The organism is Pseudomonas sp. IAC-BECa141, assembly GCF_020544405.1.
Classification (GTDB): domain Bacteria; phylum Pseudomonadota; class Gammaproteobacteria; order Pseudomonadales; family Pseudomonadaceae; genus Aquipseudomonas.
The window spans coordinates 873,024-894,519 of the sequence record NZ_CP065410.1; the positions used below are offsets into that span (position 1 = coordinate 873,024).

Below are 21,496 nucleotides of genomic sequence, written 5' to 3' on the forward strand. Positions count from 1 at the left end.
TATCGCACCCACAGGGCGTCCACGAAAAGCTATGAATACGGTTGGCGGGTGGATACCGTCCTAAACTGCATTCACACAAACGCTCACCATTGCTACAGTCTCACCTCGAATTCATGGAAATAACGAGTGTCAGCATGGCAGCGATGTGGATGATCCGAGGTGACGGCGGCCGTCTCTATGACGATTTCAGAGATCGCAATATGGCGGCGATTGGTTGGGCTCAACTAGCCCCAGAGGCCAAGCCAGGTGTTTCTCGGAAGGCATTGATTCAGGCCTATAAAGACCTCCAGCCAGGGATTAAGGACGGGAGTGCCGTATCTGGTGCTTCGCAGGTATTTCGTTTCGTTAACGAAATCAGCATTGGCGATACGGTCGTTACGTATTCTCCCGCGAACCGAACGTATCTGGTTGGTCGCTTCACTGGTGAATGCCAGCTTCGCCCAGATCTGGCGGATGATGGGATGTCTTTAACTCGGTCTGTTGAGTGGTACCCGCAGGAGGTTGATCGCGACAAGCTCACTGGCGCGAGCAGAAACAGTCTGGGATCAACACTAACCGTATTTAATGTTGCAGAGGATGCTCAGAAGGAATTGCTGGCCCTCGCTACTGGTAAAAACGTCTCCGCTACGCCGAAAGATCTTATTGAAGATCCTGAGGCTCTGGAAGACCCGTTGAAAGGTGTTCAAGAGATTGCCTTTGAGAGGATCAAGGACCAAATCAACAGTCTGGATTGGGCTGAAATGCAGGAGCTTGTAGCTGGAATCTTGCGAGCAATGGGTTACAAGACGCTCGTTTCACCGGCTGGTGCTGATAGGGGGAAAGACATCATCGCTTCTCCTGATGGTTTTGGATTTGAACCGCCACGCATTGTTGTGGAGGTTAAACATCGAAATGCCCGGATGGGGAGTAGTGAGATTCGTAGCTTCTTGGGCGGTAGGCACAAGGATGATCGTGGGCTGTATGTCAGCACTGGCGGGTTCACCAAGGAGGCGCTCTATGAGGGAGAGAGGGCCCATGTCCATCTGACAATGTGGACGCTGGATGAACTGGCTCGCACTTTGATGGCCCATTACCCGGCTACTGATCCAGAGACCAAGCGATTGGTGCCGTTGAGCTATTTTTACATGCCAGCGTGAAAAGCCTCGTTGGCCGAAAGAGCATGTGCTGATTTGAAATTCCCTAATCAGCACCGAATCGCAGACACAAAAAAAGACGTCCAAGGACGTCTTTTTGTCTATTTGGTGGAGCCGGGGGATTTGAACCCCCGTCCGCCAGTACTCCGCTGTCGGTACTACATGCGTAGCCGTGTCTATTAAGTTAACCCTCAGCGACCCGACGGGCAGGGTGCTTTGGGCGAGTTGTGTAAGTTTTAGCCGCTTCGTCCACAACGTACTGCACGGCGATTCTGTTCTATATGACAATCATTTTGGGTTTACAGACATCCCCTGATGATTGCTGGACCCGAAGGTACCAGGAGTGCATGTCAGCTGCAATTAAGCAGCGAGAGCAGCACCGTATTGGTCGTCATTGGCAACTATAAGTAGTTGCAACAGTGGATTTACGACTTCTGTTACCAAGTCGGCATGCACCTAGAGTTTCGCAACCGGCGTCGAATCCTGAACGGCCCCGAACTCATTGCCCGGTACATCTGTTCGAGCAACAAGCACGCGCAGTGTACGCCAAACGGCCCGCAAGGCCAACCCGAAGGTTGGCCTCAGCTTCGATCAGTTGTTGGTTCCGCTGGTTTTGCGGATTTCCAGAATGGTTTGCTGGGTTTCAGCCACGCATTCGTCGATCTTGCCCTGGGCTTTGAGTGCCTGGGCCTTTTGCACACTGGCCTCTACCCGTTGACTCAGGTCAGGCGACGACATGGCTTGGGCCTTGGCGTTGTTGATGGTTTGCAGATTGGCATCGCACAAGTCAGCAGGCTTGTCAGCAGCAAAGGACGTGGAAGCCATCATCGAGGCAGTAACGAACAGACCTAACAGTACAGAACGTTTCATGTGTATCTCCTTGAACTGAGGGATCCAGACTTCGCTGGCCGTCAGGACGGGCGACCGAATGGAGGAAAAGCCCCGATTGTTCGGGGCCTGTTCTGTGGACTGCGCTCAATCGCAAGGGTTCTATTTTTCTTCACACGGCGGTTGCGGGGGCTTTGGCCCGGGTCACCCGATCCACCAGGTACACCAGGCCGTGGTAGTCGATTCCGCCGTGTTGCGTCAGGCCGATCTCACAGGTGCGGCTGGTGGAAATCCCCTCGCTGCACTGTTGCACCGCATCCTTGAGCGTTCGCAGCGAATGGCTGTTGAGTTCCGGTGTGGTGAAACCCTTGTCGCCGGCGAAACCACAGCAGTGAATGCCTTCCGGGATCACGACCGTCTTGCTGCATTTGCGCGCCAGTTCGATCAGCGCCTGGCTTTCCCCAAGGTGCTGAGTGCTGCAGGTCACGTGAACGGCAATCGGTGCTTCCTGCGGCGTGAAGTCGAGCCGGTCCATCAGATGCGTACGGATGAATCGCACGGGGTCGTACAGATCCAGGCGAACATTTCCCACATCCTGCACCAGCCGCAACGTGCAGGGGCTGGTGTCGCAGTAGATCGGATCAAGCCCGCCGCGACTGGCCTCAAGCAATGCACCGATCAGCTCCTGACGCTTGTGTTCGGCCTGCTCGGCATAGCCCTTGGACGCGAAAGGCTGACCGCAGCAGAGGTTGTCCAGATTGTCCGGGAACACCACCTGATAACCGGCCTTCTCCAGCAGACCACGGGTTTTGTCGTACAGCGACATCTGCTCTTTGTCGCCCGCCGCCGGCCCCATTACCCGCGAGACGCAGGCTGCCAGATACACGACGCGCGGACGCTCGTCCGACACGGCAGGGCTGAAGCGGATGGCTTTTTCCGGCTGTGGCATCGCGTTGGTCCACAGCGGCACCTGACCTTTGGACAGCCGCGTCAGGGTTGCTGAAAGCTTCGCCAGGCGTGGTGCACCCAACAACATTCGCGCACCGTTGGCCACATGCAGGGTGAAGCGCGCACCTTGCAGGGTGGTGGCGAAATTTCCTTCGATCAGGTTGGCGGTTTTCGTATGGGTTGCGTGATGGCCGCGAAGCTTTTTCACCAGCTCACCGGTATTGATGCCTACAGGACAGCGTTGCGCACACAAACCGGTCGCGGCGCAGGTATCGATGCCTTGGTACTCGTAGGCTTTTTCCAGTTCGGTGGTGTCGATCCCGGCGCGCTTTCGCGCTTGAATATCGCGCCAAATCACGATGCGCTGGCGCGGGCTCAGGGTCAGGCCTTTCGAGGGGCAGACCGGCTCGCAGAAACCGCACTCGATGCATTTATCCACAATCTCGTCGGCCGCCGGCAGCGGTTTCAGGTGCTTGAGGTGGATCTGCGGGTCTTCGCTGAGCACCACGTCCGGATTGAGAATGCCGTTGGGGTCGAGCAGGCGTTTGAGCTGCCACATCAACTGATAGGCGTCGCTGCCCCATTCCAGTTCAACGAAGGGCGCCATGTTGCGTCCGGTGCCGTGTTCCGCTTTCAGCGAGCCGCCGAACTCCACGGCCACCAATTGCGCCACGTCGTCCATGAACGCCTGATAGCGTGCGACTTCTTCCGCGCTGTTGAAGCCTTGGGTGAAGACGAAGTGCAGATTGCCTTCCAGCGCGTGTCCGAAAAGGATCGCTTCGTCGTAGTGATGTTTGTCGAACAGCTCGATCAGACGGTTCACGCCGATCGCCAGTTGTTCCACCGGGAAGGTGACGTCTTCGATGATCACCGTAGTGCCGGTCTTGCGCACGGCGCCGACGGCGGGGAAGGTGTCCTTGCGGATCGCCCAGAGGCGGGCGTTTTCGACCGGGTCTTCGGTGAAGTCGACCTGCTTTTCCACCGGGAAATCGCCGAGCGACGCCATGATTTGCGCCAGTTGTTCCTGTAGCAAAGTGGAAGAGGCGGCGCGGGATTCGATCAGCAGTGCGCAGGCATTGTTCGACAGCTGCTGTACGAAATCCGGCATCCCGGGTTTGTCCTGCACCGAGCGCAGGCTGCGGCGATCAAGCAGTTCCACGGCGGACACCGGTTGGCTTTTCAGCACGGTGACCGCGTTGCAGCAGGTTTCCACGTCGGGGAAAACGATCAGCGCCGAAGCCTTGTTCGGGTGGTCGATCACCGTGTCGTAGGTCACCGCGCTGATGAAGCCGAGGGTGCCTTCGGAGCCGACCAGCAAGTGGCTCAAGATATCCACAGGCTCATCGAAATCCACCAGGGCGTTGAGCGACAGGCCGGTGGTATTTTTCAGACGGTATTTGTGGCGGATTCGCGCGGCCAGTTCGGCATTGGCGCGGGTCTCGCGGCCCAAGCTCGCCAGACGTTCCAGCAAGTCACCGTGGCTGACTCGAAAAGCCTCGACGCTGGCGGCATCTTCGGTGTCGAGTCGGGTGCCGTCGGCCAGCACCAGGCGAATCCCGGCCAGCGTGTGGTAGGTATTTTGCGCAGTGCCGCAGCACATGCCGCTGGCGTTGTTGGCGACGATGCCGCCAATCTTGCAGGCGTTGATCGACGCCGGATCCGGACCGATCTTGCGCCCGAATGGCGCGAGCCATGCGTTGGCCTGGGCACCGATGACGCCCGGTTGCAGGCGGATTTGCGTGCCTTGTCCTCGGATTTCCCGGGCGTTCCAGTTATCCCCAAGCACGATCAACACCGAATCACTGATCGCCTGGCCGGACAGGCTGGTGCCGGCGGCGCGGAAGGTCACCGGGACCTGATCGCGCTGGGCCAGTTTCAGCAGCGCTACCACTTCATCTTCGGATTCGACGCGGATCACCAGTTGTGGAATCAACCGGTAGAAGCTGGCGTCGGTGCCGAAGGCCAGGGTCGACAGCGGATCGTCGAAACGCCGTTCGGCTGGAATCAGTTGCTGCGCATCGCGCAGGAAAGTCGCCGGTAAGGTCATTGGTCCTCCAGGATCAACACCACCAGGTCTTTCGGGCCGTGGGCGCCGTAAGCCAGGACTTGTTCGATGTCGGCGGTTTTTGACGGGCCGGACACCAGCAGCGCATTGGTCGGCATGCCTTGGGCCCACTCGAATTCCTGCTGCACCTGATAGAAGTTGTCGCGGATCTGGCTGGCCTTGAGCAGGGCGTAATGCACCGGCGGCACCAGGCTCATCAGCCGTGGTTCTTCGCGGGTTGGCCAGAGAATCAGGCTGCCGGTGGCGGCAATGGCGCCGAGGGTGCCGGTCAGGCTGGCCGGGGTGTCGTTGAACAACTCGGCTTTCCACTCTTCCATCGGCCGGTCGTAGGACTTCAGCGTCGGCAGATCAGGATTGTTCGCCCAGTGCTGTGAGATGCGCTGCCCGTGAGGCGTAGTCGGTGCGATCAGCAGACTCGGCAACTGGCGGTCGCGCACTAATTGCGCCAGCAGCGCCGGCCACGCTTCAGCAGACGTCAGGTGGATTTCGGTGTGCACCGCTTCCATCAGTTTGCGCAGTTGCGGGATCCGTTGTTCGGCGCTGTAGGTGTAAGGCCGGGTTACCAGATCGACATCGAAGTTGTCGGCAATCGGTGTGGTACCGGCCAGACTGTTCCTTAACTTGCCGAGGATGTTTTGCTTGGCGCTCATCAACGGTCTCCTTGTTTGGCCAGGTGTTCGCGAGCCATGTCATGCAGTGAGCGGGGAGCGGGTTTCGGAGCGCTGTGATTCTGCGTCCACGGCCCGACGTTGTTCGGCGCCAGCGCGCGCAGGCGTGTAGCGAAAAATGCAAACAGTCGATACAAAGTCGGCGAGCTATTGAGCTTCGCCCAGGCGTTCCAGATGAAGCGTTCCTTGCGCGAATACTTGCTGCCCTGGCCGCGCATCACTTGATGAGGACTGTCGGGGGCTTTGACGTTCTCTTCGCGCAGGCGGCGCAGCAGTGCGGGGATAGGAATTTTTACCGGACATACTTCACCGCAGGCGCCGCACAGCGAAGACGCGCTTGGGTGATCCGGGACTTTCGCCAGACCGACCATGTGCGGGGTGATGATTTTGCCGATCGGGCCGGGGTAGACCTCGCCGTAGGTGTGGCCGCCAACGCGGGTGTAGACCGGGCAATGATTCATGCAGGCGCCGCAGCGGATGCAGTTCAACGTCTGGCGCAGTTCGCTGTCGGCGAAGGCTTGGCTGCGACCGTTGTCGAGCAGTACCAGATGCACTTCCTGCGGGCCGTCGAGTTCATGTTCCTTGCGCGGGCCGGAGATCATGTTGACGTAGGTGGTGATCGGAATGCCCAGCGCCGAGCGGGTCAGCAATGACAGCAGCGGCACCACGTCGCGCAGGTTTTCCACGACTTTTTCGATGCCGGTGACGGCGATGTGCACCGGCGGCACGGTGGTGGTCATGCGGCCGTTGCCTTCGTTTTCCACCAGCAGCAGAGTGCCGGTTTCGGCCACGGCGAAGTTGACGCCGGAGACGCCGATGTCCGCTTCGAAGAATTTCTGCCGCAGAACCCTGCGACCGATCTGTATGAGTTGGTCAACGTCCTTGGTGTATTCCACGCCAAGTTTGTCGTGGAACAAGGACGCGACCTGACCGGCATTCTTGTGGATTGCCGGCATGATTATGTGTGAAGGCTTCTCGTGGTCGAGCTGGACGATGTACTCCCCCATGTCGGACTCCAGACATTCAATGTCCCGAGCCTCGAGGAAATGGTTCATCTCCATCTCTTCGCTGACCATCGATTTGCCCTTGATCACTTGCCGCGCCTCGTGAGCGCGGATGATCGAAAGGACGATGCCATTGGCCTCGTCCACCGTTTCCGCCCAGTGCACTGTCACACCGTTGCGGGTCAGGTTCTGTTCCAGTTGCTCGAGCAGGTCGGGCAACTTGGAGAGCGCGCGGGCACGGATCGCATTGCCCAGTTCACGCAGGTGTTCTCTTTCGTGGGCATCGCTGAAAGCCGCTGCCCGCTTGGTCATCAGTGAATCCATCGCGGTGCGGAAGTTGTTCCGCAACTGCGAATCGTCCAGGGCGTTATGTGCCCGGGTGCGGAAATCTTCTTCTACGGCAACCGTAGGAATAATCGTGGAAGTGCTCATCGCGCACCTCCGCTTCGTTGCCAGAGGAAGCTCGCCAGGTGTTGCCCGCGCAGCGCTTCCTTCTGTTTTTCCAGCGAGCCGTTGATGTTCATCAGACAGCCGCAGTCGGCACTGAGTACCTGATGTGCGCCGGATTCCTTCAACGCCCGGGTCTTGTCAGCCACCATCGCGCCGGAAATGTCTGGCATACGGACGCTGAATGTCCCACCGAAGCCACAGCATTCGCTTTCATGGTCGTGGTTGACCCGTTCCACGTTGCTCAACTGCGCCAACAACTCGCGGCCGTGCAGGTGGGTGTTCATTTCCCGCCGCGCCGAACACGAGGTGTGCAGCGCCACTTTGACCGGCTCGCCGCTGTCCTTGAGCTGCACCTTGCAGACGAACAGCAGGAACTCGGCCAATTCATAGGTGCGGGCCGCGAGGGCCTGAACCTGTTTCAGCGTTTGCGGCTCGTCCTTGAACAAGTCGGCGTAATGCTCGCGGATCATCCCGGCGCACGAACCCGATGGCACCACCACCGGAAAATCCCCGGCAAACAGCGCCAGTTGCGAGCGCGCCACCGTGCGTGCCTGCTCGGTGTAACCCGAGGTGTAGGCCGGTTGTCCGCAGCAGCTCTGCCCTTGCGGGTAGTCGACCCGGATGCCTTCGCGTTCCAGCAAGTGGATCGCGTCCATCCCGGCTTCCGGGTAGAACAGGTCGACCACGCAGGTGCCGAACAGGTAGACCCGCGACGGTTTCTCGCTGGGGTATTGCCGGGGTTCGGGCAGTGGCGGTGCGACGCGAGTGGCGTTAGGCACAGCGTTATAAAAAAGCTCGCTCATCAGGCGTGTCTCCGGGTGGGCCCGGTTATCCGTCTGTTGAGGCTGCCGAATATAGAGCGCGTTGCTTTCAGCAGCCTTACAGACCGGGTTGTGAATTGCTGACGCCGGAATCACGAACCGGCGTCGGTTATTTCCATGTCGCTTGTAGTCTTAATGCACCAGCATGCCGGTGAACCAGTAGGCCTGAGCCAGGGTGATCAGGCCGACGATCGTGGCAAAGAATAGGCTGTGCTTGAGGGTGAAGCGGAACAGATCGGATTCCTTGCCCACCAGACCGGTCGCTGCGCAAGCCACGGCGATCGATTGTGGCGAAATCATCTTGCCGGTCACGCCGCCGCTGGTATTGGCCGCTACCAGCAAGGTGTCGTTGACGCCGATCTGGTGTGCGGTGGTCGCTTGCAGCGAACTGAACAGGGCGTTGGACGAGGTATCGGAACCGGTCAGGAACACGCCCAGCCAGCCGAGGAACGGCGAGAAGAACGGGAATGCCGCGCCGGTTGCCGCCAGCACCAGAGCCATGGTCGAAGACATGCCGGAATAGTTGGTAACGAAGGCAAACGCCAGCACCATGCCGATGGACAGGATCGGCCAGCGCAGTTCGTAGAAGGTCTCTTTCAAAGTGGTCAGACCAGTTTTGATATTGATCTTCAGCACCAGCATCGAGATCAGTGCGGAGAAGAAAATCGCTGTACCGGTCGCGGAAATCGGGTCGAGTTTGAACACGGCCGGAATCGCCGTCGGGGCGGCAACGATCGGTGCGGTTTTGATCACCAGTTGATCAAGGTGCGGGATCGCGAAGTTGAACACCCAGGCGTACATCGAACCGCCGGCGGCGAACATGGCCTTGAAAGGCTTGAGGGTCCAGATGGTCACCAGCACGGTGAGGATCAGGAACGGCGACCACGCCTTGAAAATTTCCCCGAGGCTGTAAGGCGAAGCGACGGTGGTGCGCTTCTGGCCGAAACCGCCGGCGCTGGCGGTTACCACCGAAGCAGAAACGGCACCGGCAATGTGCTGGCCGGCGGCACGTTTTGGCTGCCAGACCTTGAGGAACAGGGTCAGCGAAATCAGGCTGGCCAGGGCTGACGTGATGTCCGGCAGTTCCGGGCCGATGAAGTTCGAGGTGAAGTACTGGGTGACGGCAAAGCTCAAGCCTGCAACCAGCGCCGCCGGCCAGGTTTCACGCACACCGCGCAGGCCATCCATCATGAACACCAGCCAGAACGGCACGAACAACGACAGCAGTGGCAACTGGCGGCCGGTCATTGCGCCGATCTTGAACGCGTCGATACCGGTGACTTGCCCGGCCACGATGATCGGAATCCCCAATGCGCCGAACGCAACCGGTGCGGTGTTGGCAATCAGGCACAGGCCGGCGGCGTACAGCGGATTGAAGCCGAGTCCCACCAGCAGCGCAGCGGTAATCGCCACTGGCGCACCGAAACCGGCGGCACCTTCCAGGAATGCTCCGAAGCAGAAACCGATCAGCAGCACCTGCAGACGCTGGTCGTCAGTGATCGACAGTACCGAGCTGCGGATGACCTCGAACTGACCGCTCTTGACCGTGAGTTTGTACAGAAACACCGCCGCCACAATGATCCAGGCAATCGGCCACAAACCATAAGCGAAGCCGTAACCGGCGGCGGCGAACGCCATGTCGACCGGCATCTGGAACGCGAAGATCGCCACGGCGATGGCCAGTGCGAGCGTGATGCTGCCGGCCACATGACCTTTGAGGCGGAACACCGCCAGGGCGAGGAAGAAGAAAACGATGGGGATGACGGCCGCGAGTGCGGACACGCCGAGACTGCCGAGCGGGCTGTAGAGCTGTTGCCAGGTTTGCATATGGGGTGGCCCCTAATTGTTGTTGGTCAGGCACTGTCAGCGTACTTGGGTAATTGGTAAGACCAATTTACAAGTGCTGTCGGCTAGGGTAAAAGCCTTGATATCGGTGTGTCAATTTGCCGCCCTAAAACTTTTGTCGAACAACCGGACGGCAAGTCGGAGTGCACCGGTTGAATTGGCGTCATCTGGCAGGTGTCGGCGCAGCGTCGATAGGCCAGAATAGAGAGCCCGGCGAGCGGTCGGGATGGTGGAGAGTTGAGTGATGGGGTTTGATCAGATACGTCAGCGCCGTTTGTCTGACGACATTGTCGAGCGACTGGAAGGGATGATTCTCGAGGGCACGCTGAAGTCCGGCGAACGTCTGCCGGCCGAGCGGACTTTGGCGGAACAGTTCGGCGTTTCCCGGCCCTCGTTGCGCGAGGCGATTCAGAAACTGGCGGCCAAGGGTTTGCTGGTGAGCAAGCAGGGCGGCGGCAACTATGTTGTGGAAAGTCTCGGTTCAACCTTCAGTGATCCGCTGCTGCAATTGCTGGAAAGCAATCCCGAGGCGCAGCGCGATCTGCTGGAATTTCGCCACACTCTGGAGGCATCGTGCGCCTATTACGCGGCATTGCGCGCCACGGATGTGGATCGTGAGCGGTTGACGACTGCGTTCGAAGAATTACAGGACTGCTATTCGCGGCATGACGAAGTGAGCCGGGCGGAAGAGGGCGCGGCGGATGCGAAATTCCATCTTGCGATTGCCGAGGCCAGTCACAACGCGGTGTTGCTGCACACCATTCGTGGGCTGTTCGACCTGCTCAAGCGCAACGTGGTGACCAACATCGGTGGCATGTACAAACAGCGTGCGGAAACTCGCGACATGCTGATCACACAGCATCGGGAATTGTATCTGGCGATTATCGAGGGGCGCGCGGAACAGGCGCGTGAGGTATCCAGCCGACACATTCTTTATGTGCAGGAAGTGCTGGAAGAGGTGCGACAGGAAGTACAGCGCATGGCTCGCGCCGAACGACGCAAGGGAATGTAGGCATGACCGTTCTCGCGGCGGGCGCGGGAACGGTCATTCAGGCAGAGGAATCAGTCTTCCTTGCCCTTGTTGCGCACCGCACGCTGCAACTCGCGACCAGCATCGCGTTCGCGTTCGGTATCACGCTTGTCGTATTCCTTCTTGCCCTTGCCCAGTGCGATCTCGCACTTGACCATGTGCTTGCTCCAGTACCAGGACAGGCACACGCAGGCGTAACCCTTTTGCTGCACGGCGGCGGCGAGCTTGTCCAGCTCACGACGGTTGAGCAGCAACTTGCGGGTACGCACCGGGTCGGCAATGACGTGGGTGCTGGCGGTCATCAGAGGCGTGATGTGGCTGCCGAGCAACCAGGCTTCGCCATCCTTGAGCAACACGTAACTGTCGACCAGTTGCAGTTTGCTTGCCCGCAGACTTTTTACTTCCCAGCCGGCCAGGACCAGACCAGCCTCGAACTTGTGCTCGATGAAGTAATCGTGTCGCGCCTTTTTGTTTTGCGCGATGGTCCCTGTTGGGTGTTTCTTCTGTTTAGCCATAGGGGCGGCATTATATGGAGATAAACGGCTGTCGGCTACGGTGATGCTGCGTGCTTGAGCAGGTTGTGTGAATCCCGGACAATGCGGCCTCTTTTTCTAACGCTTGGGCGTGATAAACGATGTCGACAGACAAGGTTTCTGTCCACGGCAGTTGGGCTAGCCGCTGGGTTTTCATTTTCGCCGCGACCGGCTCGGCCGTGGGACTGGGCAGCATCTGGAAGTTCCCCTACATGGTCGGGGTCTACGGTGGCGGCGCCTTCGTGCTGATGTTTCTGGCGTGCATCGCGCTGATCGGCATCCCGGTCATGCTCGCCGAGACCTTGATCGGCCGACGTGCCCGGCAGAGTCCGGCGAATGCCCTGAAGGCGCTGGCGCTGGAAGCCGGTCACTCGGGCAAATGGTCGTGGGGCGCATTCGCCGGGATGATCACGGCGTTGCTGATCCTGTCTTTCTACAGTGTGGTCGGCGGCTGGTCGCTGGATTACATCATTGATATGGGACGCGGCGACTTTCAGGGCGCGACGGCCGATCACGTCGGGGCGTACTTCGGTAATGTCATCGCCGATCCGTGGCGCCTGACTCTCTGGCACACGGCTTTCATGCTGCTTTCGGCCGTGGTCATCGCCAAGGGCGTGGTCGCAGGGCTTGAGCGCAGCCTGCGGATCATGATGCCGCTGCTGTTCGTGATGGTGCTGGTGCTGCTGGGTTACAGCATGACCACCGGGCATTTCATGGAGGGCGTGCATTTCATGTTCGACTTCCACCCGGAGAAAGTCCTCGACGGTTTGCTGCCGGCCATGGGGCACGCGTTTTTCTCGCTGAGTGTGGGCGTGGGCTCGATCATGATCTACGGCGCCTACATGACCAAGGAAGCCTCGCTGTCCGGCACGGTCGTGGGTGTGGCGCTGCTCGATACTTTTGTTTCGCTGGTGGCCGGCCTGGCCTTGTTTCCGATTGTGTTCGCCGGTGGTTTGAACCCGAGCGAAGGCCCGGGGCTGATGTTCGTCAGCCTGCCATTTGCTTTCGGTAACGTGCTTTTCGGCCAGTTGATGGGCGTGGTGTTCTTCGTTCTGGTGGCCATTGCGGCCTGGAGCTCGGCGATTTCCCTGCTGGAGCCAATGGTCGCCTATCTGGTCGAGCGGACTAAAATCAGTCGTGCCTGGGTGACGTTCTGGTTGGCATTCATTTGCTGGTTCGTCGGCCTGGGTACGGTGTTTTCCTTCAATATCTGGAAGGAAGCCAAATTTTTCGTGAACGATGGCGGGGTGTTCCATCTCTACCAATGGGGTGCGGCCGGTGGTCTGGACTTCTTTGGGGTGATCGACTTCTTCACCTCGCGGATCATGTTGCCGCTCGGCGGGCTGTGCTTCGTGCTGTTTGCCGGTTGGGTGATGGGGCGTGAAGCGGTGCGTGACGAGTTGTCGATTCGCAGCCCGGTGCTGTTCGCTCTGTCTCTGTTCTTGATGCGCTATGTGGCGCCCATCGGCATTCTTGTAGTGTTTGCCACCCAGCTCTGGAAGTGACGCTTACATGACGACACATATTCAACGATCGGCACTGCTGCCTTACCCGGCGCAATTTCTCTACGACCTGGTCAATGACGTGGCGCGTTACCCCGAGTTTTTGCCGTGGTGCTCGTCTGCTGAGGTTCTGGAAAGCTCGCCTGAGCATATGCGCGCCAGTGTCGGCGTGGCCAAGGGTGGTCTCAGTCAGCATTTCGTGACGCGCAATACGCTGGTGCCGGGGCAGTCGATTGAGATGAACCTGGAGGAGGGGCCGTTCAATCAGCTGCATGGCGTCTGGGTGTTCAAGGCGCTGAACGAGAAGGCCTGCAAGATCAGTCTGGATCTGTCCTTCGACTATGCCGGCCCGTTGGTCCGGGCGACGCTCGGTCCGTTGTTCAATCAGGCGGCCAATACATTGGTGGATGCGTTTTGCCAGCGCGCCAAGCAGATGCATGGTTGAGCCGGTGATCGAAATCGAAGTGGTGTATGCCGCCGTTGATCGTCAGGTTTTGCGGGTGGTCAGCGTCGTCGAAGGTGCGACGGTGCGGGCGGCCCTGATGGCTTCCGGGATTGATGCTGAATTTCCGGAGCTGGATCTGCAGAGCTGCCCCTTGGGGATCTTCGGCAAAGTGATCGCTGATCCGGATACTCGACAGGTTCAGGAGGGCGATCGCATCGAGATCTATCGACCGCTGTTGGCTGATCCGAAAGAAGTGCGCCGTCTGCGTGCCGCGAAAGCCGCCGAGGCCAAGGCGCGAAATCAGTAGGCTGGCCAAACGGCAGGCAATAAAAAAACCCGGAATTTCCGGGTTTTTTTATTGCGTCGCAAATTATTGCGGCGAGGTATCCAGCGGTTCTGGCGTTGGAACCGGAACGGTTTCCACACCATCGACGTCCTTCTGGATCTGATCCAGCAGGGAGCCTGGCTTGGCTGGTTTTTCCGGTTTTGGCTGCTCGACGTTCTCGGCAGGAGCGGTCACGCTGGTTCCACTGTCCTTGCCGAGAATGGCTTCGTCACGGCTGACGCCTGGCATGAAGTCACCGGACAGGGCGGCAAGGCGGTCATTCGAGTCGAAAATGACACTCACGCGTTCCTGCTGGCGTTCACCGCCACCCGGTTGCAGGCTGTACAGATAATCCCAGCGGTTGGCATGGAACGTGTCGGCAAGCAGAGGGTTGCCCATGATAAACCGTACTTGCGGCCGGGTCATTCCCGGGCGTAACTGGTCTATCATGTCCTGCGTGACGACATTGCCCTGCTGGATGTCGATTTTGTAAACCCCGGGGAATGAACAACCGGCGAGTGCGAGCAGTCCCACAAAGGTGAAACTGGTTAGCAAGAGCTTGGTGTTTTGCATCGGTGGGCGACTTCCACTATCTTGGCTGGGACAACGTAAACGCCGATCATACCCGCATTAAGAGAAGCTGCGAAGCAGCATCGCGAGAAAGCTGACCATGGTTGAAAATAGCGAACTACGCAAAGCCGGCCTCAAAGTGACCCTGCCACGGGTCAAGATCCTGCAAATGCTCGACTCTACCGAGCAGCGTCACATGAGTGCCGAGGACGTCTACAAGGCGTTGATGGAAGCTGGCGAGGACGTCGGTCTGGCCACGGTTTACCGTGTACTGACCCAGTTCGAAGCGGCTGGCCTCGTGGTCCGTCACAACTTCGACGGCGGTCACGCGGTATTCGAATTGGCCGACAGTGGCCACCACGACCATATGGTCAACGTGGACTCCGGCGAGGTTGTCGAATTCGTCAGCCCGGAAATCGAGAAGCTTCAGAAGGCAATCGCCGAGGAGCATGGTTTTGATCTGGTGGATCACAACCTGGTGCTGTACGTACGCAAGAAAAAGTAAGCATGTCGCGCGAATTTCAGGTTCGCGAAACGAACGAAGGCGACCCGAGGGTCGCCTTCGTGCTTTCTGCGGTGCTTAAACCTTTGCGGTAACGACCATCTTTTTCGCGTGCGCCAAGGACTCTTTGGTTAGATCGATGCCGCCAAGCATTCGCGCGACTTCTTCTATACGGTCATTCTTGCTCAGCTTCGAAACGGCCGTGTGAGTGGCCTGTTCACCACGCACCTTGTGGACGAACAAATGCTGATGCCCCTGAGCCGCGACCTGCGGCAAGTGCGTGACCGTCAATACCTGCCCGCGATCCCCGAGGCGGCGCAACAACTGGCCGACGATTTCGGCCGTCGGACCGCCAATGCCCACGTCCACTTCGTCGAACACCAGCGTCGGTACGCGAGAGGTCTGGGCGGTAATCACCTGGATGGCCAGGCTGATCCGTGACAGCTCACCGCCGGACGCCACTTTGGCCAGGGCCTTCAAAGGCTGGCCCGGGTTGGCGCTGACCAGCAGCTCGACTTGCTCCAGGCCATTGGGTTGCAGTTCGCTGCTGTTGTTGGCGCGCAACTCTATAGTGAAGCGACCTCCGGGCATGCCCAAGCGCTGAATCTCCTGCTCCACAGCGCTGGCCAGGCTGCCGGCCGCCTGATGGCGCAGCTCGCTCAGTTCCCGAGCCTTTTCCTGATAGTGGCGGGCATAGGATGCGAGTTCTTCGGAGAGACGCTCGATGGATTCATCGTTGGCGTCCAGGGCTTCAATTTCATCGAGCAGCTTCTGCTGCATCTCCGCTACTTCCGTCGGCTGTATGCGGTGTTTGCGTGCCAGCGTGTAGATGGAATCCAGACGTTCTTCCAGATATTGCAGGCGCGCCGGATCGGCATCGAAATTGTCGAGAAAGCGATTGAGTTCGCCGACGGCTTCTTCGACCTGGATCTGTGCACTGGTCAGCAGGCTGCTCGCCTCACCCAGTGCGCCGACCGAGTTGTTCACGCTCGACAGGCGATTGAGACTGGCCGTCAGGGCATTCAGCACATTGCCAGAATCGCTTTCGCTGCATTGTTCGACCACTTGTCGGCAGATGCCAAGCAGGGTTTCGGCGTTGGTCAGGTTCTTGTGTTCCTGCTCCAGTTCTTCCAGCTCATTTTCACCGAGGCCGAGGTTTTCCAGTTCTTCGAGCTGGTAGCTGAGCAACTGATGGCGTGCACGCTGTTCGTCGCCGGAGTTGGAAAGGCGTTCCAGCTCCTGGCGAGTCTGACGCCAGCGCTGGGCGGCCAGATGCACCTGGCGCGCCAGATCGGTGGCCCCGGCGTACTCGTCGAGCAGACGTCGGTGGGTGTCGGTCTTGAGCAGGGATTGGTGTTCGTGCTGGCTGTGGATATCGATCAGCAACTCGCCGAGCGCCTTGAGATCGCCGAGCGGGCAGGGCGTGCCATTTATATAGCCGCGTGAGCGACCTTCGCAGGTGATGACCCGGCGCAGGATGCACGGGCCGTCGATTTCCAGGTCGCGCTCCGCCAGCCAGGCGCTGGCCTCGGGGATGTCGGCCAGATCGAAGGTCGCCAGAATATCGGCCTTGTCGGCGCCCGGTCGAACCACGCCGCTGTCGGCGCGATCGCCGAGCGTCAGGCCCAGGGCATCGAGCATGATCGACTTGCCGGCGCCGGTTTCCCCGGTAATCACGCTCATGCCGCGATCGAGTTCGAGATCGAGATGTTCAACGATGGCGTAGTTGTGTACGGACAGGTGCACCAGCATAAAGGCCGCTCCCAGGCTTCAGGTCTGGTTATTTATACAGTGTTTTGTTTCGGGCTGACAATGCCCTCACTCGGTTCGATGGGAATGATCCGATCAAATGCCTACAGCGCCCGGGAATGACAATGCAGCACTTTTTTGTAGGGTTAATCGTTGTCAGCCCTTGAAGCCTGATTTTGCGGCCCCATATACCGAGGCAGAAGCGCGAATCGAACTCGCTGACGATATTGAAAGGAGAATTCTATGGCTGACGAACAGACAGTAGATACGCAAAATCCAGAAGCCAATCAGGCGCCCGAGGCTTCGGGTGATGACCTGGCGACCCGTGTACAAGTGCTCGAAGAGCAATTGGCCGCCGCGCAGGATCAATCGCTGCGCGTAGCTGCCGATCTGCAGAACGTCCGCCGCCGTGCCGAGCAGGATGTAGAAAAGGCGCACAAGTTTGCGCTGGAAAAATTCGCCGGCGACCTGCTGCCGATCGTCGACAGCCTGGAGCGCGGCCTCGAGCTGTCGAGCCCGGACGACGAAAGCATCCGTCCGATGCGCGAAGGCATCGAGCTGACCCTGAAAATGTTCCAGGACACCCTCAAGCGCTATCAGCTTGTAGCCGTCAGCCCGCAGGAAGGCGAGCCGTTCAACGCCGTGGAACATCAGGCAATGGCCATGCAGGAAAGTGCTGACCTGGAACCGAACAGCGTTCTGAAAGTGTTCCAGAAGGGCTACCAGCTCAATGGCCGCCTGCTGCGTCCGGCGATGGTTGTGGTCAGCAAGGCGCCGGCACCAGTTTCGCCTTCGATTGACGAGAAGGCTTGAAATTAGCCGCAAGGCCCCCATTTAGAAGTCAAGCGTTTAAGTATTACCGCAGTTAGCCACCACTGCTGCGGCAACCAAATCCAAAGTTTCGGGAGAGTGAACATGGGCAAAATTATCGGTATCGACCTGGGGACTACCAACTCCTGCGTCTCCGTGCTGGAAAACGGCGTAGCCAAAGTTATTGAAAACGCCGAAGGCGCGCGTACCACGCCGTCGATCATCGCTTACGCCAACGACGGTGAAATCCTGGTGGGTCAGTCCGCCAAGCGTCAGGCTGTGACCAACCCGCACAACACACTGTTCGCGGTGAAGCGCCTGATCGGCCGCCGCTTCGACGAAGAAGTCGTGCAGAAAGACATCAAGCTGGTGCCTTACAAGATCGTCAAGGCCAACAATGGTGACGCTTGGGTTGAGGCCTCTGGCAAGCAGATGGCTCCGCCGCAAATCAGCGCCGAAGTCCTGAAGAAGATGAAGAAGACCGCCGAAGACTACCTCGGCGAAGCTGTGACCGAGGCGGTGATTACCGTTCCGGCCTACTTCAACGACAGCCAGCGTCAGGCGACCAAAGATGCTGGTCGCATCGCCGGTCTGGACGTAAAACGTATCATCAACGAACCAACCGCAGCAGCTCTGGCTTACGGCATGGACAAGGCCAAGGGCGATCACACCGTGATCGTTTATGACCTGGGTGGTGGTACCTTCGACGTTTCCGTGATCGAAATCGCTGAAGTTGACGGCGAGCACCAGTTCGAAGTACTGGCCACCAACGGTGATACTTTCCTAGGTGGTGAAGACTTCGACATGCGTCTGATCGACTACCTCGTCGACGAGTTCAAGAAAGAGTCCGGCATGGATCTGAAGAACGATCCTCTGGCGCTGCAGCGTCTGAAAGAAGCCGCTGAGAAAGCCAAGATCGAGCTGTCTTCTTCTCAGTCGACCGACGTCAACCTGCCGTACATCACAGCAGATGCGACTGGTCCTAAGCACCTGAACGTGAAGATCTCTCGTGCCAAGCTCGAGTCGCTGGTCGAAGATCTGGTGAACCGTACCATCGAGCCATGCCGCATCGCTCTGAAGGATGCCGGTATCGACGCCAGCAAAATTGACGACGTGATTCTGGTCGGTGGTCAGACTCGTATGCCACTGGTGCAGAAGGCAGTTACCGATTTCTTCGGTAAGGAAGCACGTAAAGACGTGAACCCGGACGAAGCTGTTGCCATGGGTGCAGCCATCCAGGGCGCCGTTCTGGCCGGTGACGTGAAAGACGTTCTGCTGCTCGACGTCAGCCCGCTGACCCTGGGTATCGAAACCATGGGTGGCGTGATGACCGCGCTGATCGAGAAAAACACCACGATTCCTACCAAGAAATCGCAAGTGTTCTCGACTGCCGACGACAACCAGGGCGCTGTGACCATTCACGTCCTGCAGGGCGAGCGCAAGCAAGCCGCACAGAACAAGTCTCTGGGCAAGTTCGACCTGGCCGACATTCCACCAGCTCCACGTGGCGTGCCGCAGATCGAAGTGACCTTCGACATTGACGCCAACGGCATCCTGCACGTAGGTGCGAAGGACAAGGCTACCGGCAAGACCCAGTCGATCGTGATCAAGGCCAACTCCGGTCTGTCCGACGAAGAAATCGAGCGCATGGTGCGTGATGCCGAGGCCAACGCCGAGGAAGACCGCAAGTTCGAAGAGCTGGCCGCTGCCCGCAACCAGGGTGATGCACTGGTTCACTCGACTCGCAAGATGATCGCTGATGCTGGCGACAAAGTGACTGCAGAAGAGAAGACTGCAATCGAAGCAGCCGTGGTTGCCCTGGAAGCTGCCGTAAAAGGCGACGACAAGGCTGCCATCGACGCCAAGGTTGAAGAGCTGTCGAAAGTCTCCGCACCGGTTGCCCAGAAGATGTACGCCGAACAGGCTCAGCCTGCCGAAGGCGCGGCGCAGCACGACGAGAAAGCTGAAAAGGCTGACGATGTCGTCGATGCCGAGTTCGAAGAAGTAAAAGACCACAAGTAAGTTGTTGGTCGCCCGGTTGACTGCCTTGCGGCGGTGACTGGTAGGATGTCGCCGCGCGGGAGCTTGCTCCCGCGTTGGCGTATCTGGAATACGCGAATTTTTACAGCATGCGACAAGCTTCGTGTGTTGGCGGTATGGCCGGGAATGCTCCTGCTTTTCGCGCTGCAAATACCGCATGAACCAAAGACCAGGATCGTTGAATTGACGTGAGTTGGGTCCGGGCCTGTATTGGGGCTCAACGAGTTTGGCGAAGCTCAGGAGGGGTTTGCCGAACGTCCTCAAGAGTATGAAGAACTTATGGCAAAGCGTGACTATTACGAAGTGTTGGGTGTTGAGCGCAGCTCAAGCGAAGCAGACCTGAAAAAGGCCTATCGCCGTTTGGCAATGAAGCACCACCCGGACCGTAATCCCGGTGACAAAGCGTCGGAAGATCTGTTCAAAGAGGCCAACGAAGCCTACGAAGTGCTCTCCGATTCAAGCAAGCGTGCAGCGTACGACCAGTACGGTCATGCCGGCGTCGACTCAAGCATGGGCGGCGGTGGTGCAGGCTTCGGCGGTCAGAACTTCTCCGACATCTTCGGTGATGTCTTCAGTGATTTCTTCGGTGGCGGTCGCGGCGGTTCCCGCGGTGGCGCACAGCGTGGCAGCGATTTGCGCTACACCCTGGAGCTGAACCTGGAAGAAGCGGTGCGCGGCACGACCGTGAATATCCGCGTTCCGACATTGGTCAACTGCAAGCCATGCGATGGTTCGGGCGCCAAGAAAGGCTCGTCGCCGTCGACTTGTCCGACGTGCGGCGGCATCGGCCAGGTGCGCATGCAGCAAGGCTTCTTCTCGGTGCAGCAGACCTGCCCGCGCTGCCATGGCCAGGGCAAGATCATTTCCGACCCGTGCGATTCCTGCCACGGCGACGGTCGCGTCGAAGAATACAAAACCCTCTCCGTCAAAGTGCCGGCCGGTGTCGACACGGGTGACCGCATCCGTCTGTCCGGCGAAGGCGAGGCGGGTACTCAGGGTGGTCCGACCGGCGACCTGTACGTCGTGATCAACGTCCGCGAACACGACATCTTCCAGCGTGACGGCAAGCACCTGTTCTGCGAAGTGCCGATCAGCTTCGTCGATGCAGCCCTGGGTGGCGAGCTGGAAATTCCGACCCTCGACGGTCGCGTCAAACTGAAGATTCCGGAAGGGACTCAGACCGGCAAGCAGTTCCGTGTACGCGGCAAGGGTGTTGCGCCGGTACGTGGCGGTGGTGCGGGCGATCTGATGTGCCGTGTGGCAGTCGAAACGCCGGTCAATCTGAATCGTCGTCAGCGTGAACTGCTGGAAGAGTTCCGCAGTTCCCTGGCGGACGACAACAGTCACTCCCCGAAAACCACCGGTTGGTTCGACGGTGTGAAACGCTTCTTCGGCGATCTGTAAGGAGTCGGCATGCGACGTATAGCTGTGATGGGCGCTGCCGGGCGCATGGGCAAGATTCTGGTCGAGGCGGTGCAGCAGCGCGCGCCGCTGACCGGTCTGACGGCTGCGATTGTCCGCCCTGGCAGTACGCTGATCGGTGTGGATGCCGGTGAGCTGGCTTCGCTCGGTCGAATCGGTGTGCCGCTGTCCGGGAATCTGGAGTCGGTGGCGGAAGAGTTCGATGTGTTGATCGACTTCACCCTGCCGGAAGTCATGCTGAAAAACCTGGCCTTCTGCCGCAAGGCCGGCAAGGCGATGGTGATCGGCACGACCGGGCTGGACGCTGCGCAGAAGCAGTTGCTGGCCGAGGCGGGCAAGGATATTCCGATTGTCTTCGCTGCCAATTTCAGTGTTGGCGTCAACCTGTCGTTGAAGCTGCTCGACATGGCAGCGCGGGTATTGGCGGAAGATGCGGACATCGAAATCATCGAAGCCCATCACCGCCACAAGATCGATGCGCCGTCGGGTACGGCCCTGCGCATGGGTGAGGTGATTGCCAATGCGCTGGACCGTGATCTGCAGAAGGTCGCGGTCTATGGTCGTGAAGGTCACACCGGTGCCCGTGCGCGTGAAACCATCGGTTTCGCCACTGTTCGAGGTGGTGATGTGGTGGGTGATCACACGGTGCTGTTTGCCTGTGAGGGCGAGCGCCTGGAAATCACGCACAAGGCTTCGAGTCGCATGACCTTCGCCAAAGGCGCGGTGCGTGCAGCGTTGTGGCTGGATGCTCGCGAGCCTGGTTTGTACGACATGCAGGACGTGCTTGACCTGCATTGAGATGTTCT

At 59.0% G+C, this 21,496-nt stretch carries 19 protein-coding genes and 1 other RNA gene; 10 read left to right on the top strand and 10 right to left on the bottom strand.

The window, feature by feature from the left end; all coding sequences use genetic code 11:
• The first annotated feature begins 134 nt into the window (after window positions 1–134).
• Window positions 135–1,136, top strand: a complete 1,002-nt coding sequence (locus I5961_RS03820; RefSeq protein WP_227234410.1) for a restriction endonuclease — start codon at window positions 135–137, stop codon at window positions 1,134–1,136.
• A 103-nt stretch (window positions 1,137–1,239) separates the two neighbouring features.
• On the opposite strand, the gene ssrA is transcribed toward I5961_RS03820, so the two are convergent.
• The 7 genes from ssrA to I5961_RS03855 form a co-directional block, all read right to left on the bottom strand.
• Window positions 1,240–1,628: a transfer-messenger RNA gene (gene ssrA, locus I5961_RS03825) on the bottom strand.
• Window positions 1,629–1,724: 96 nt separating this feature from the next.
• The gene (locus tag I5961_RS03830) at window positions 1,725–2,003 is read right to left on the bottom strand and encodes a hypothetical protein (RefSeq protein WP_085698372.1); all 279 of its coding nucleotides are present in this window, start codon (window positions 2,001–2,003) and stop codon (window positions 1,725–1,727) included.
• Between the two features lie 130 nt (window positions 2,004–2,133).
• Window positions 2,134–4,956, bottom strand: coding sequence for an FAD-binding and (Fe-S)-binding domain-containing protein (locus I5961_RS03835; RefSeq protein ID WP_227234412.1), 2,823 nt, complete (start codon window positions 4,954–4,956; stop codon window positions 2,134–2,136).
• Window positions 4,953–5,624 (bottom strand): LutC/YkgG family protein, encoded by a 672-nt coding sequence (locus I5961_RS03840; RefSeq protein WP_227234414.1) that lies wholly within the window; start codon window positions 5,622–5,624, stop codon window positions 4,953–4,955. The genes I5961_RS03835 and I5961_RS03840 overlap by 4 nt, the downstream gene beginning before the upstream one ends.
• On the bottom strand, window positions 5,624–7,078 hold the full coding sequence (locus tag I5961_RS03845) for a LutB/LldF family L-lactate oxidation iron-sulfur protein (RefSeq protein ID WP_227234416.1): 1,455 nt from the start codon (window positions 7,076–7,078) through the stop codon (window positions 5,624–5,626). The genes I5961_RS03840 and I5961_RS03845 overlap by 1 nt, the downstream gene beginning before the upstream one ends.
• Complete coding sequence (locus I5961_RS03850) at window positions 7,075–7,899, bottom strand: (Fe-S)-binding protein (RefSeq protein ID WP_227234418.1); 825 nt, start codon at window positions 7,897–7,899, stop codon at window positions 7,075–7,077. Before I5961_RS03850 ends, I5961_RS03845 begins: the two co-directional genes overlap by 4 nt.
• A gap of 150 nt (window positions 7,900–8,049) precedes the next feature.
• On the bottom strand, window positions 8,050–9,744 hold the full coding sequence (locus I5961_RS03855) for a lactate permease LctP family transporter (RefSeq protein ID WP_227234420.1): 1,695 nt from the start codon (window positions 9,742–9,744) through the stop codon (window positions 8,050–8,052).
• Between the two features lie 262 nt (window positions 9,745–10,006).
• Here I5961_RS03855 and I5961_RS03860 point away from each other — a divergent pair, with 262 nt between their 5' ends.
• A complete protein-coding gene (locus tag I5961_RS03860; protein WP_085698378.1) occupies window positions 10,007–10,774 on the top strand; it encodes an FCD domain-containing protein in 768 nt (255 codons plus the stop codon).
• Between the two features lie 50 nt (window positions 10,775–10,824).
• On the opposite strand, the gene smpB is transcribed toward I5961_RS03860, so the two are convergent.
• Window positions 10,825–11,307 carry an SsrA-binding protein SmpB gene (gene smpB / locus I5961_RS03865; RefSeq protein WP_007953781.1) on the bottom strand — a complete coding sequence of 161 codons (483 nt, stop codon included), beginning with the start codon at window positions 11,305–11,307 and terminating at the stop codon, window positions 10,825–10,827.
• 119 nt (window positions 11,308–11,426) lie between these two features.
• Here smpB and I5961_RS03870 point away from each other — a divergent pair, with 119 nt between their 5' ends.
• Genes I5961_RS03870 through I5961_RS03880 form a run of 3 tightly spaced genes read left to right on the top strand, consistent with a single transcriptional unit; the run spans window position 11,427 to window position 13,579 of the window.
• Window positions 11,427–12,830 (top strand): sodium-dependent transporter, encoded by a 1,404-nt coding sequence (locus tag I5961_RS03870; protein WP_227234422.1) that lies wholly within the window; start codon window positions 11,427–11,429, stop codon window positions 12,828–12,830.
• A gap of 7 nt (window positions 12,831–12,837) precedes the next feature.
• A complete protein-coding gene (locus I5961_RS03875) occupies window positions 12,838–13,272 on the top strand; it encodes a type II toxin-antitoxin system RatA family toxin (protein ID WP_003221509.1) in 435 nt (144 codons plus the stop codon).
• Window positions 13,265–13,579 (top strand): RnfH family protein, encoded by a 315-nt coding sequence (locus I5961_RS03880; RefSeq protein WP_085698381.1) that lies wholly within the window; start codon window positions 13,265–13,267, stop codon window positions 13,577–13,579. The genes I5961_RS03875 and I5961_RS03880 overlap by 8 nt, the downstream gene beginning before the upstream one ends.
• A gap of 63 nt (window positions 13,580–13,642) precedes the next feature.
• Here the strand turns inward: I5961_RS03880 and I5961_RS03885 are convergent, their stop codons facing one another.
• Window positions 13,643–14,170, bottom strand: a complete 528-nt coding sequence (locus tag I5961_RS03885) for an outer membrane protein assembly factor BamE (protein WP_085685591.1) — start codon at window positions 14,168–14,170, stop codon at window positions 13,643–13,645.
• Between the two features lie 97 nt (window positions 14,171–14,267).
• Between I5961_RS03885 and fur the strand changes: the two genes are divergently transcribed.
• Window positions 14,268–14,672, top strand: coding sequence for a ferric iron uptake transcriptional regulator (gene fur, locus I5961_RS03890; protein WP_085685593.1), 405 nt, complete (start codon window positions 14,268–14,270; stop codon window positions 14,670–14,672).
• Between the two features lie 75 nt (window positions 14,673–14,747).
• On the opposite strand, the gene recN is transcribed toward fur, so the two are convergent.
• Window positions 14,748–16,421, bottom strand: a complete 1,674-nt coding sequence (gene recN, locus I5961_RS03895) for a DNA repair protein RecN (protein WP_085702435.1) — start codon at window positions 16,419–16,421, stop codon at window positions 14,748–14,750.
• Between the two features lie 240 nt (window positions 16,422–16,661).
• On the opposite strand from recN, the gene grpE reads away from it, so the two are divergent.
• The 4 genes from grpE to dapB all read left to right on the top strand — a co-directional run bounded on the left by grpE (window position 16,662) and on the right by dapB (window position 21,488).
• Window positions 16,662–17,231, top strand: a complete 570-nt coding sequence (grpE, locus tag I5961_RS03900) for a nucleotide exchange factor GrpE (protein WP_085685597.1) — start codon at window positions 16,662–16,664, stop codon at window positions 17,229–17,231.
• A 102-nt stretch (window positions 17,232–17,333) separates the two neighbouring features.
• Window positions 17,334–19,250 (top strand): molecular chaperone DnaK, encoded by a 1,917-nt coding sequence (gene dnaK / locus I5961_RS03905; protein WP_085698383.1) that lies wholly within the window; start codon window positions 17,334–17,336, stop codon window positions 19,248–19,250.
• A gap of 297 nt (window positions 19,251–19,547) precedes the next feature.
• The gene (gene dnaJ, locus I5961_RS03910) at window positions 19,548–20,672 is read left to right on the top strand and encodes a molecular chaperone DnaJ (protein WP_085698384.1); all 1,125 of its coding nucleotides are present in this window, start codon (window positions 19,548–19,550) and stop codon (window positions 20,670–20,672) included.
• A gap of 9 nt (window positions 20,673–20,681) precedes the next feature.
• A complete protein-coding gene (gene dapB / locus I5961_RS03915) occupies window positions 20,682–21,488 on the top strand; it encodes a 4-hydroxy-tetrahydrodipicolinate reductase (RefSeq protein WP_085698385.1) in 807 nt (268 codons plus the stop codon).
• The last annotated feature ends 8 nt before the right edge of the window (window positions 21,489–21,496 follow it).